We start from the raw sequence: 13,491 nt of genomic DNA on the forward strand, positions 1-13,491 counted from the left end.
ATAAAATAATCAAATGAGGCGAAAGCCTCATTTTTTTTGATATGGTATAATTGAAGGGTAGGAGGTGGAAGTGATGAGGATGTTTTGTACATCAGGACCAGTTGATAAGAAAACATGCTATTATGTGGAAAGACCGGATATAATGGAAGAAGCGCTTAATCATATAGAAAACTGGAGATACTTTACAGTATCTGCACCAAGACAGAGTGGGAAAACCACGTTGTTGAGGGATATTGTAGAAAAGATAAAAGATAAATACCTAACGATATTTATTTCATTTGAAAGTTATGGAGAAAAAGATAAAGAAGATTTTCTTGAAACATTAGTGATGGATATAGTTGATGATATTGAATATAGATATAATGAAAAAATAGAATTACAAATCCCCAAAAATATAGATAATATAAGAATATTACTAAAAGAATTATATAAAAAATTTGGAAGAGAGATAATTTTAATGATAGATGAATTTGAAAGATTAAATGAGGAGATAATAAATGAATTTTTACATGTAATAAGAAGTGTATATCATAAAAAGGAAATATATAAACTCCGAAGTGTAGTATTAATCAGTGTAAGCTATTTAAGCGGGATATTAGAAGACAACGCAAGTCCATTTAATATAGCAGAACATATGGAAGTACCATACTTTACAAAAGAACAGGTATATGACTTACTCTCACAACACGAAAAAGAAACAGGACAATTATTCGATGAAAAAGTAAAAGAATTAATATGGCATAACGCAGCAGGGCAACCTGGACTAACCAATGGTCTTGCATATGATTTAGTAGCAAAAAAAGCAAAAGGAAAAAAGATAATAACAGAAAAGCATTTTGAAAAAACATTATATGACTATATAAAAAAATACATAGACAAAAATATGGAAAATATAATATCAAAAGCACACGAAGAAAAAGAAATAGTAATGCAGATACTATTTGAACCAGAAAGCGTTGAATTTGATATAAGTGATGAAAGAATAAAATTTCTGTATTTACATGGAGTAATAGATGATTGTGAAGGGAAATGTTGTGTAAAAGTACCGTTATACTACAAAAAATTATATAATCATTTTAAGCCAAAAATAAACGGAGAAAAAGATTACATAATAAACATATATGAAAATCTATCAAAATACTTTACAAAAGAAGGAAAATTAAAAATAAACGAATTAATGAAAAAATACATAGAATACATAAACAAAAGAGGAGCGGTAATGTTCAAAGGAAAGAAACTATATGAAGGAGTATATCAATATAATCTTGATATATTCTTGAGCACATATATGGAAGAATTGGGAGGAGAAGTATTAACGGAGGTAGAAGTAGGAGGAGGAAGAATAGACTTATTGGTAAGATATAAAGAAGAAAAATATTTAATAGAAATAAAAAGGAATCCTGGTCCGAGAAAATTTCAACTGGCAAAAAAACAATTAGTAGAATATTTAAAAAGAAGTGGCTTAAAAGAAGGCTGGCTTGTGATATATTCAGAAGCAATAGAGGATTTCAAACATGAAATAGAAGAAATAGAAGGAGTAAAAATCAATGTATGGTTTATAAAAACGAACTTTGAAAGTCCATCGAAAGTGAATTAAGATAATTCTATTAAAATAGTTCTTCCAGATTTCTGAAAGGGTTATTTTAAAAACCTTTCAATAATATCATCAATCAAAACTCTTTCATCATCTTCAAAAGAGTAATAACCAAGAGCAACACATTTTTGACCGAGACCATATTTAATTGCAAAATCACGAACCTTACCTTTTGGATAAGGAGTAATGGGCCATTTAATATCGTATCGAACGCAATTTCTTAAAAACACATCAAATATTCTCATTTCCTCATCACTGAGCTTAAAATAATTAAAAACAAACTCCTTAAAGTTCTTTGTTTTCTTAAAAAGCTCAGTGATGAGTTTTTTCTTGCTAAATAAAATGGTGAAATATTATATTCCGAATCTTCAACATCTTCAGAATTCAATAATCTTCTTTCAGCTTTCTTCAAATCAAAATCACTTATCATAACATTAAAAAAAATACATCTTCTCATAATTAGCAGAGAAGAATTTAATAATCTTATCCTCCCTTGCTAATTCTCTTAACATTGTTGTTGTCGAAATAACTTTATTTGCATAAAATAAACCTTCTAAAATATTGATAAATAGCGAATTTTATTTTTAAAAAAACACTTGCAAGTCGTGTTAGAAAGGATAAAATAAAAAAATAAGGTGAAAGAATGGAATTTGAAATGAACCCCGGAAAAAAATTTATTTTCTAATAATCAGGTCATTTTTTATAAAAATCATAAAATAAATTAATGATTATTGTCCTTTGAATTAAACAAAAAAATAACAATAAAAATATATCAGATGATATAATAATTATGTAAATTTATCGAATTTATCAAAATAAAAATTAATTGTAATTTTACTCGAATTTTACATTTTATATTGACATCTTTTTTTTTTTTTGCTAAAATTATTGTGAATTAAATAAGTGAAAATAATATCTTTTAATTATACAATAATATAATATAAAAATTATCCATTTATTGGGTTTTATCTTGAATTATTAAGTTATAAAATTCACAATATTATCTCTAGTATTATTAAATAAATCACATAATACCTAAATAAATTTCAAAAATAATTTTGAATTACACTTGTGGATAGTTAGAAATATTATTTAAATATAACTGAGCAAGTTCTATAATCAAAAAATTTTCATTTCTCAGCCGGCTGAATTTTTCTCGTGCCAGATTTTATAAAAATTATAAAATCAATAAACATTGAAAAATACTTATAAGATGTTGTGAAAATCCTGTAAACAAAACATTTATATAATTGACACTATAATTTTTATTAATCTCTTCAAAAATAGAGAGAAAATAAAGTAAAGATTAAATAAAAATATTACAGGAAGTAAAACCGAAAAAAGAAGAAGAAAATAGAAAAAATGGAAAGAAAAATAAGAAAAAATCATGTAAGGAAACAAAAAAATAATAACCTTATTTGTTATTTTACTACTAATGTCAGCTAACATTGTTTTTGCTGGAAATATGATGAATATAAAATAGATTTAACCAATCTTCGTATCCAAATTGAGATTTTTAAGTGAAAAGGTTTGAGGTTAATAGTAAATCGAATGAATTGATATTACATATCTAATAAATTATGTATATCTTTTTATTTATCCCCCGGGCTAAATAATAATTTATTGGAGGAGATATAATGAAAATAGTTAATGATGAAAAAAATGAAAGTTTAAAATGTTTCGTTGTTTGTTCTGGTACATGTATTGTTATTTGCACTTTGGATACTCTTACACCGCTTTTAGATGCGATGGGTGTAGCAACATATGCTAAAGCAGAACAAACATCATTATAAAAGAGGAGTTGATTTCTATGAAAATAATTAATGATAATAACAAAGATGAAGGGTTATTATGTATTATAGGATGTGGAGTAATTTGCAGCATAGGATGCCAAACTGATTCCCCAATAATTCCTGTAATGGATGCAGCTGCGGGAATTTCTGGGAATATTGCTGCTATGGATTAAGATACTAAATTTTAATAATATTTTATATTGCCTGGGGGCTTTTTAAAAAACAATTTGATTATTCATATAATATGAAAACAATATACACGAGAGGTGAAATAATGAAAGGATTTTTTTTTAAAACAAAAAAAGGAAATGAATATTTTTATGATGATATTACAGGAAATGTTATATTTGTAAAGTCAAAAAATGATATTAAAAAATTACAAAGTAATTATCGAAAAAAGTATTTTTATGATAATAAAAAAATTAATGTTAAAAACATTAAAAATTATATCAAAAACAAAGGAAGTAAAGAATTATTTTTTATTGTTACTGAAGATTGTAATCTTAGATGTAAATATTGTGCATATTCTGGAGAATATTCTAACATGAGGACACATAATAATGTATATATGGATTATAATATTGCTAAAAAAGCTATTGATAAATATTTTTCTGATATTTCGAATACACAAAAAATAAACCCATATTTTATTCCAGCTATTGGTTTTTATGGTGGAGAACCTTTAATTAATTTTGATTTGATAAAAAAAACAATAATGTATATAAAAAATAAAAAATACAAATGTCATTTTACTATCACAACAAATGGAACTATATTAAACGATGAAATAATAAAGTTTCTTGCTGAAAATGAAGTTTCTCTTGCTTTTAGTCTTAATGGTTTTAAAGAAGAACATGATAGATTACGAGTATTTTCAAATCAAAATGGAACATTTGAAATTGTGTATAATAATTTATTAAAAATAAAAGAAAAGTATCCTTTCTATTATAAAAAATATTGTTCTATAATTGCCTGTTATGATTATGGAACAGATTTATTTAAAATGAAGGATTTTTTTGACAATAGTAATTTATCAGAAAGACTTATCAGACTTAATATGATAGGAAGTTCTTATACTAATTGGTATAACCAATACTCAAAAGAAAAAAAAGAAAAATTCTTTTCTCAAATGAGAAAACTCAAAAATTTATACTTCCATAAAATTAAAAAAAATGAAAATGATAAATTTTTATCTTTATTATTTGGGTTATCGTATTTTGCGATACTCAATAGAAATATAAATGTAAATTTATATGAAATTAGACCTTCTTTTCTTCCGTTTACAGGAACATGTGTTCCAGGAGAAAAAATAGCAATTTCACCTTCTGGAGATTTACATTGCTGTGAAAAAATTAATTATGATTTCCCTATTGGCAATGTTGAAAACTGGTTGGATTATTCAAAAATAGAAGAAATCGTGAAAAAATACAATAAAAAGTTAAAATCAGAATGTTTAATATGTCCTGTGTCAAGATTATGTCCTCTTTGTTTTGCACTATTAGCTGGAAATGGAGAATTTAAAAAAGATCCACCGGATATTTGTGAAAATGTCAAAGAAGGAATAAAAAAATCTTTCGAAGAGATTTGGAATTTACTGGAGGAAGGAGTTAATATATTTGATTTAATAAAGTTTTCAAAATATAAACAATGTGGGGTGTATATATGAAGAATAAATATTTTAAATTAAACAAAGATTATATTTTAGTTGTCGGAAAAGAAAATAAAGGTTTAATTTACGACTTAAAAGATGGAAATATGATAGAATTAGAGAAAACTTGGACTGACGTTTTAGTACAGCTAGAAAATGGCACTAAAGTTGAAAATGTAAAATCATCCTATACATATGAAGTCATAGAAAAAATCAAAGAAGAAACAATGGGAGAATTTTATGATAATTTTATATATGAAGAGAAAAATCGTAAAGGTACGATTTTACCTCCACAAGGTATGCAGAAATTACCACCTATAATTCAAAAATGCTATATCCAAATACCATCAGATTGTGATTTAAATTGCAAATTTTGTTTTTCCTTGAAAAGTTATCCGTGTTTTGTATGTACCAAAAGTTCAAATATAAATTCTATTGATTCAAAAATATATAAAACATTTCTAAATAAATTGTTAAATTTAAATGTTCATAACATAATATTTTATGGAGGGAATCCTCTTCCTTATATAAATACAGAAGACTTATTAGATATATGTTTAAATAATGAAAAAAGACCAGAAATCTGGATTTTACTTCATTGGATGCATATTAGAGATAATAAAATATTAGAATTAGAAAAAGAAATATACAAAAAAATAAATTTCTATATCATATTTTCTACAAGTGATATCTTTGATAAAGAAAACGAAAAAAATATTTCTTCATTTATGGAAACGTTAAATTATATAAAAAAATATACGAAAAATTTTGAATTAACTTTTGTACAGGATAGTGATGAAATACCCGAATTTGAAATTAAAGATACGCTGGAAATTATAATAAATAAGTATAAAACAAAAATATATATTTCAGAACTTTTAGATGAAAATAATAAGAGTTTTATGAATCATTCATTTATGAGAATAACTCCCGAAATTTTCTGGAATAATTATTATTATCATCCGTGTTTGAATGGAACCATAACCTTGAATGCAGAAGGAAAAATATTGCCCTGCCCATCAATGGAAAATGAAATAATTGGAGATATTACAGAAAATGAAAATATTCTTAAAGAAATATTTTTAGAAAACAAAATAGATAAATATTGGGAATTACATCTTGGAAAAATAGATAAATGTAAAGAATGTATATATAGATTTGGTTGTTTTGAATGTAGAGCAATAGAAACAAAAATAACTAAAAAATTAAATGGAAAAATATTATGTAAAGAAGGTGATTAAATGGAGTTAAGTGTATTTCTTATCATTATTACTGCTGTGATAATATATTATATTTTCAGAATAAAAATGGAATATGAAGAAGGGACACTGAAATATTATTTAAAAAGTCAGTTGAAACATTTTATAGTTATTATAATTATATTAACATTATTCTGGATAATACTAAAATAAGAGGAGAGGATATATATGGAAATAATAAAATTCAAAGGAGTAAAGAAGAGATATTATAGCGGGACAGAGGCATTAAAAGACATACATTTTTCAGTAAAAAGAGGAGAAATAATAGGTATAATAGGTCCCAATGGCGCCGGGAAAACCACATTAATAAAATTAATACTTGGATTATTAAAACCGACAGAAGGCGAAATAGAAATCTTTGGAAAAAACATAAAAAACATAAAAAAATTAGAAAGGAATAAAATAGGTATGGTGCTTGATACACCGGGATTATATGATGATTTAACAATAGAAGAGAACATAAAATTCTGGCAAAAAGTATATAAGAAGAACAATAATGAAATTTGGAATTTAATTGATAGATGGAAATTAACAGAAAAGAAAAAAACATTGATAAAAAATCTTTCGGCAGGAATGAGGCAAAAGGTTGCAATATTAAATTCATTATCGCATGATCCTGAATTAGTAATAATGGATGAACCCACATCAAACCTTGATCCTGAAGCCAGGAGAGATATAGTGGATTTTTTGAAAGGTTTTAAAGGAACTGATAAATCATTGATAATAACATCACATGATTTATTTGATATAGAAAGGATCTGTACGAGAATAATATTTCTCAGGAAAGGGAAAGTAATAGTTGATGGAACATTAAAAGAAATGAAAAAAGCATTAAAAATAGAAGATAAAGTAAAAATTATAGTTAGTCAAAAAATACCTGAAAGAATAATAAGAGAAAACAACATAAATCTATCTGATGAAAAAACAACAATTATACCAGAAGAAAAGCTTGATAAAATATTGGAAATATTCAGAAAAGAAGGAATTGATGTAAAAAGAATAGAAGACGAAAAAACAACACTTGAAGACATGTATATCTCAATTGTCAGGGAGGATGAAGAAAATGTGGGCTATAATTGAAAAAGAATTAAAAACATTTTTTCGTAAAAAGAAAGAAAGAAATTTATTTTTTATAGCAATGATAATATGGGCAGTAACAATACATTCAGGAAAAAAACATATATACAATCCATATTTTACTGTATGTGTATTAGTTTCTTTTTTTATTCCATATATATTTGGATGGATAGCTTTTAATGAGGAAAAAAAGAATAAGAATCTTTTATATTTATTATCTTCCCCACTTGATATAAAAGAGGTGTTTGCAGGTAAAATCATAGCTTTATTTATATTTACAATAGGTATAGAAATTTTACTTATAGCAATAGGGATGATAATAAATCCATTTGCTGCAGGGATATATCCAACAGTTTCTGATTTAATTACATTAATTCTTACAATACCTGTAGGAATGACAGTAATAAGTGCCATTATGGGAATTAGTCTTATGATTCTGGATAATCCATTTATAATAAGAATAGTACTATTTTTATTAATTTATTTTTTTGCTTTTAAAGGCGAAAAAATAAAAGAAGTACTTATAATGTCTGAATGGTATTACATACTATTGGGAATATTACTAATAATAGGAATAATATACTTAACACCACTTATTCTTAACAAAGAAAAAATTTAGAAATGAATTTGATAATCAGGAGGAAAGAAATGGAAAACATAAAATTTCTCTATAAATACACAAAAGGACATAGAGGAAGATTGACGATATCGATGATAATGATGATAATATTATCGTATGTATCAATAATGCCAGCAAAATACTACAAAGAAGCGATGGATAATGGGATACTGACAGGTGATTATGAATATTTAAAAAAGGTTTGTATGACATTAATAGTGATATACGTATTAAAAAGTATATTGAATTATATAACCTCAAAAATATTTATAATCAGCAGTCAGAGTATAATATTTGAAATAAAAAAGGATCTATTAAAAAGGGTATTAAAATTACCAATGACTTTTTTTGAAGGAAAAGAAACGGGATATATAATGGCAAGAGTTGGAGAAACTGATAAATTACAGATATTATTTTCACAACAAACATTTAAAATATTGATAAGTATAATAGAATTTATAATAGTGTTATATATATTGATGAAATATAATATAAAACTGACATTAATCGCGCTGGCAATAATGCCGTTATATTATATAGTAACAAGTAAATTTATGGGAAATATATCAAAAATTTCAATGGAATTGATGGAAAAAGGCGCAAAAATGAGTGGGAAATTAGAGGAAAGTATAAGTGGAATAGAAGAAGTTAAAAATTTAAATATAGAAGAGAAAGAAACCAAAAAGAATATAGATTATAACAAAGAATTTGTAAAAACAGCGATAAAACAGGGAATATTATACTCAATAGGAATGGAATTGTTAACATTAATAAGTGCAATAGCAGGTGTAATAGTACTATTATATGCTGGAAAAGACATAATTTTTTCAGGATTTACAATAGGAGGATATATAGCCTTTGCAAACTATATAGGAAAATTATATGCACCTGTAATACAGCTAGGAACAACAACATTAACAATACAGCCAGCAGTGAATTCATTAAAAAGAGTAAAGGAAATAATGGAGGAATTAACAGAAGAAGAAAAAAATATAAATGGTGAAGAATTGACAGAAGAGATAAAAAAAATAAAGATGGAAGATATAGAATTTTCATATGATGGAAAAACAAAAGTATTGAAAGGTATAAATCTGGAAGTAAAAAAAGGGGAAAAAATAATAATAAAAGGACCAAATGGGTCAGGAAAAACAACATTGATGAAATTGCTATTGGGGATATATGATGGATATAAAGGAAGAATAATAATAAATGAAAAAAATCAAAAAGAAATAGATATAAAATCATTGAGAGAAAGGTTTGGAATAGTATCGCAGAAAATATTCCTATTTAACGATACAATAAAGAATAACATAATGTATTCATCAAAAGAGATAAAAGAAGAAAAATACAAAGAAATATTGAAGAAAAGCAATTTGGAAAAATTAATAGAAAAATTTCCATTGAAGGATAATCATATGATAACAAATAATGGGCAAAATTTATCAGGAGGACAGAAACAATTAATTGCAATAGCTCGAGCACTGGCAAAAGGAGCAGATATATTCATATTCGATGAAGCAACAGTGCATATAGATAAAGAAACAAAAGAAACAATAAAAAGGATAATAAAAGAGGAATTAAAAGATAAAATATGTTTTATAATAACTCACGAAGATAGTTTTGATGAGATAGGAGATAAAATAATAAAATTAAAAAACATTGAAGAAGTTTCTATGTTTGAATAAGTAAAGAAAATTGCTGGAATTAATCAAATGAGGCGAAAGCCTCATTTTTTTTGATATGGTATAATTGAAGAATAGGAGGTGGAAGTGATGAGAATGTTTTGTACATCAGGACCTGTTGATAAGAAAACATGTTATTATGTGGAAAGACCGGATATAATGGAAGAAGCGCTTGATCATATAGAAAACTGGAGATATTTTACAGTGTCTGCACCGAGACAGAGCGGGAAAACCACATTATTAAGAGATATTGTAGAAAAAATAAAAGATAAGTATTTAACAATATTTATCTCATTTGAAAGTTATGGAGAAAAAGATAAAGAAGATTTTATTGAAACATTAGTGATGGATATAATTGATGATATTGAATATAGATATAATGAAAAAATAGAATTACAAATCCCCAAAAATATAGATAATATAAGAATATTACTAAAAGAATTATATAAAAAATTTGGAAGAGAGATAATTTTAATGATAGATGAATTTGAAAGATTAAATGAGGAGATAATAAATGAATTTTTACATGTAATAAGAAGTGTATATCATAAAAAGGAAATATATAAACTCCGAAGTGTAGTATTAATCAGTGTAAGCTATTTAAGCGGGATATTAGAAGACAACGCAAGTCCATTTAATATAGCAGAACATATGGAAGTACCATACTTTACAAAAGAACAGGTATATGACTTACTCTCACAACACGAAAAAGAAACAGGACAATTATTCGATGAAAAAGTAAAAGAATTAATATGGCATAACGCAGCAGGGCAACCTGGACTAACCAATGGTCTTGCATATGATTTAGTAGCAAAAAAAGCAAAAGGAAAAAAGATAATAACAGAAAAGCATTTTGAAAAAACATTATATGACTATATAAAAAAATACATAGACAAAAATATGGAAAATATAATATCAAAAGCACACGAAGAAAAAGAAATAGTAATGCAGATACTATTTGAACCAGAAAGCGTTGAATTTGATATAAGTGATGAAAGAATAAAATTTCTGTATTTACATGGAGTAATAGATGATTGTGAAGGGAAATGTTGTGTAAAAGTACCGTTATACTACAAAAAATTATATAATCATTTTAAGCCAAAAATAAACGGAGAAAAAGATTACATAATAAACATATATGAAAATCTATCAAAATACTTTACAAAAGAAGGAAAATTAAAAATAAACGAATTAATGAAAAAATACATAGAATACATAAACAAAAGAGGAGCGGTAATGTTCAAAGGAAAGAAACTATATGAAGGAGTATATCAATATAATCTTGATATATTCTTGAGCACATATATGGAAGAATTGGGAGGAGAAGTATTAACGGAGGTAGAAGTAGGAGGAGGAAGAATAGACTTATTGGTAAGATATAAAGAAGAAAAATATTTAATAGAAATAAAAAGGAATCCTGGTCCGAGAAAATTTCAACTGGCAAAAAAACAATTAGTAGAATATTTAAAAAGAAGTGGCTTAAAAGAAGGCTGGCTTGTGATATATTCAGAAGCAATAGAGGATTTCAAACATGAAATAGAAGAAATAGATGGAGTAAAAATCAATGTATGGTTTATAAAAACGAATTTTGAAAGTCCATCGAAAGTGAATTAAGATAATTCTATTAAAATAGTTCTTCCAGAAATTCTGGAAGAACTATTTTAAAAATCCCTCAATAATATCATCAATCAAAACTCTTTCATCATCTTCAAAAGAGTAATAACCAAGAGCAACACGCTTATAACCTAAACCATATTTAAGAGCAAAATCACGAACTTTACCTTTTGGATAAGGAGTAACGGGCCATTTAATATCGTATCGAACGCAATTTCTTAAAAACACATCAAAAACTTTCATTTCCTCATCTCTGAGCTTAAAATAATTAAAAACAAATTCCTTAAAGTTCTTTGGTTTCTTAAAAAGCTCAGTGATGAGTTTTTTTCTTGCTAAATAAAATGGTGAAATATTATATTCCGAATCTTCAACATCTTCAGAATTCAATAATCTTCTTTCAGCTTTCTTCAAATCAAAATCACTCATCATGACGTTAAAGAAATACATCTTTTCATAATTAGCAGAGAAGAATTTAATGATTTTATCTTTATTACCTTCAAAAATCAATTTTAAAATATGACTCTTTGTAAAAAATGGTTTTTCTATTAATGCTGTATATGTTGAAAAGAATAATATTGGAATATTTACTTCTTTTTGTTTTCTAAATTTAATAGTATTTTCTTTAAAATTCTTCTTTATTTCTTTTTCAAATTCTTTTGAATAAAAGCTTCTATTAAATTTCTTATCGAGATTTACTTCAGGAAAAATCTTTTTTAGTTCATTTACTATATTACATATTTCAGAAATACGCATATCATTATTAATCTTTTTTACTTCAAAAATAGTATCAAACCAGTTATAGGTATAATTTAAATCTTCGAAATAATAGCCAATATAATATTCAAGTAAATTAGCTGCAATCAAATCTTTCTCTTTACCTTCATTCATTATCCACCATGCAGCATTATTTAAACCAGAACATATCATAGTTGGATGTGGAAATTTCTTTGCAAGATTATATCCTTCTATAAATAATTTATATGCTTTATTATAATTTTCTTTTTTTATTTCTTTTCGCGCTTTTGAATATTTTATTATTGATTTTTCAACGTAACTTTCTTCGTAATTTTTACTCCATAATCGTATACAATCATAATTTTCTTCATATATTGAAACAAGATATTTTAATCCTGGAAAAATTATATTTCTTGCATTTTCAGAAAGATTTTTAATACCTTTTTTTAATTTCATATATTCTTTTTTTGATTCCTCAAATTTATTTTGTTTTAATAATATATCTATTTTTTCAAATCTTGCTAATTCTTTTAACATTGTTGTTGTTGTTGTTGAAATAACTTTATTTGCATAAAATAAAGCTTTGTCTAAATCTTCATTCCATATTGATTTTAATAATAGCAGATAGAATTTCAAAGATTCATCAATAATATATGGATAAATGTAATTAATAACCGTTCTTGAAAAATAACCATATTCAACTATATTCAGAATATCTTTTATAGAAAAATCCATTTTTAACCTCCAGGACACTGTGTTTTAATTATGTTGTTACTATCGAATTTTTAAAACCCGGGGACTTTGTTCTTAACATTTGTTTGTAACATAAACACATAAATAAAAAATCGCCAGAATCCTGAATATAAAAAATTTTAAAAAAATTTGGTAAGTTTGTGAGAAAATCGTGTGTTACATGAATTAATTAAACTGTAACGAAAATCAACTTCTGAAACACTGATAAATAGCGGATTTTTATTTTAAAAAAAAACACTTGAAAGTCAAATGGAAACTGGTATAATTTTTCACCGGAGGTGAAATAGTGAAAAAAATCATTTTAATAATAGGCATAATGATAATTTTAAATTCAATAATCTTTTCTGGAGATGAGGTGGATAAAAAATATTCAACTCGTTCTTTAAATCCTCAAATTGAATTTTTTAAATAATAAACAATCTATTTTTCTCTTTTTATATCTGCATAGATATTATATCAAAACTTTAAATCTTTTCAGCCGGCTGGATTATTCTGGTGCCAGAAACTTAATTACTATTATAACTTATTAAATATAAAAGAGCAAGGAGGTTATAAAATGAAAACCATTAAAAAATTTAAAATTTTAGAAATAGGAACATACAATGTTGAAGAACCTAATTTTTGTGGATTTTGTTCATTTTGTAGTCCAATATGGGGTAAAAAAGTATTAACTAAATAATTTCTTTTACCTGGATCCAGGTTTAAAAGATATCCCCA

The 13,491-nt window shown here is 25.4% G+C and carries 13 protein-coding genes and 1 pseudogene; 12 read left to right on the top strand and 2 right to left on the bottom strand.

Annotated elements, in window-relative coordinates; genetic code table 11:
• Positions 1-73 precede the first annotated feature (73 nt).
• Positions 74-1,597, top strand: a complete 1,524-nt coding sequence (locus LN42_RS04900; protein WP_075780434.1) for an AAA-like domain-containing protein — start codon at positions 74-76, stop codon at positions 1,595-1,597.
• A 41-nt stretch (positions 1,598-1,638) separates the two neighbouring features.
• Here the strand turns inward: LN42_RS04900 and LN42_RS11220 are convergent.
• Positions 1,639-2,085: pseudogene (locus LN42_RS11220) on the bottom strand (hypothetical protein); the annotation flags it as partial.
• A gap of 1,146 nt (positions 2,086-3,231) precedes the next feature.
• On the opposite strand from LN42_RS11220, the gene LN42_RS10940 reads away from it, so the two are divergent.
• The 9 genes from LN42_RS10940 to LN42_RS04935 all read left to right on the top strand — a co-directional run bounded on the left by LN42_RS10940 (position 3,232) and on the right by LN42_RS04935 (position 11,286).
• Complete coding sequence (locus tag LN42_RS10940; protein ID WP_014296402.1) at positions 3,232-3,387, top strand: huazacin family RiPP peptide; 156 nt, start codon at positions 3,232-3,234, stop codon at positions 3,385-3,387.
• A gap of 17 nt (positions 3,388-3,404) precedes the next feature.
• Complete coding sequence (locus tag LN42_RS10945) at positions 3,405-3,560, top strand: hypothetical protein (RefSeq protein WP_014296403.1); 156 nt, start codon at positions 3,405-3,407, stop codon at positions 3,558-3,560.
• A 101-nt stretch (positions 3,561-3,661) separates the two neighbouring features.
• Positions 3,662-5,053, top strand: coding sequence for a radical SAM protein (locus LN42_RS04910; RefSeq protein WP_014296404.1), 1,392 nt, complete (start codon positions 3,662-3,664; stop codon positions 5,051-5,053).
• Positions 5,050-6,276: a 4Fe-4S cluster-binding domain-containing protein gene (locus LN42_RS04915; RefSeq protein ID WP_014296405.1), complete on the top strand. Its 1,227-nt coding sequence runs from the start codon at positions 5,050-5,052 to the stop codon at positions 6,274-6,276. The genes LN42_RS04910 and LN42_RS04915 overlap by 4 nt, the downstream gene beginning before the upstream one ends.
• Complete coding sequence (locus tag LN42_RS10950) at positions 6,277-6,447, top strand: hypothetical protein (protein ID WP_014296406.1); 171 nt, start codon at positions 6,277-6,279, stop codon at positions 6,445-6,447.
• Positions 6,448-6,462: 15 nt separating this feature from the next.
• Positions 6,463-7,374: an ABC transporter ATP-binding protein gene (locus LN42_RS04920; RefSeq protein WP_014296407.1), complete on the top strand. Its 912-nt coding sequence runs from the start codon at positions 6,463-6,465 to the stop codon at positions 7,372-7,374.
• Entirely contained in the window at positions 7,358-7,990 is a 633-nt protein-coding gene (locus LN42_RS04925) for an ABC transporter permease (protein WP_014296408.1), read from the top strand. The genes LN42_RS04920 and LN42_RS04925 overlap by 17 nt, the downstream gene beginning before the upstream one ends.
• A gap of 29 nt (positions 7,991-8,019) precedes the next feature.
• Complete coding sequence (locus LN42_RS04930) at positions 8,020-9,675, top strand: ABC transporter ATP-binding protein (protein WP_014296409.1); 1,656 nt, start codon at positions 8,020-8,022, stop codon at positions 9,673-9,675.
• 87 nt (positions 9,676-9,762) lie between these two features.
• Positions 9,763-11,286: an AAA-like domain-containing protein gene (locus LN42_RS04935; RefSeq protein WP_014296410.1), complete on the top strand. Its 1,524-nt coding sequence runs from the start codon at positions 9,763-9,765 to the stop codon at positions 11,284-11,286.
• 42 nt (positions 11,287-11,328) lie between these two features.
• On the opposite strand, the gene LN42_RS04940 is transcribed toward LN42_RS04935, so the two are convergent.
• Complete coding sequence (locus LN42_RS04940; protein WP_014296411.1) at positions 11,329-12,756, bottom strand: hypothetical protein; 1,428 nt, start codon at positions 12,754-12,756, stop codon at positions 11,329-11,331.
• Between the two features lie 304 nt (positions 12,757-13,060).
• On the opposite strand from LN42_RS04940, the gene LN42_RS11170 reads away from it, so the two are divergent.
• Positions 13,061-13,186: a hypothetical protein gene (locus LN42_RS11170; RefSeq protein WP_014296412.1), complete on the top strand. Its 126-nt coding sequence runs from the start codon at positions 13,061-13,063 to the stop codon at positions 13,184-13,186.
• Between the two features lie 144 nt (positions 13,187-13,330).
• Positions 13,331-13,453: a hypothetical protein gene (locus LN42_RS11175; protein ID WP_014296413.1), complete on the top strand. Its 123-nt coding sequence runs from the start codon at positions 13,331-13,333 to the stop codon at positions 13,451-13,453.
• The last annotated feature ends 38 nt before the right edge of the window (positions 13,454-13,491 follow it).

Origin of the sequence: Marinitoga sp. 1137, from assembly GCF_001941525.1 — a bacterium.
Classification (GTDB): Bacteria; Thermotogota; Thermotogae; order Petrotogales; family Petrotogaceae; genus Marinitoga; species Marinitoga piezophila.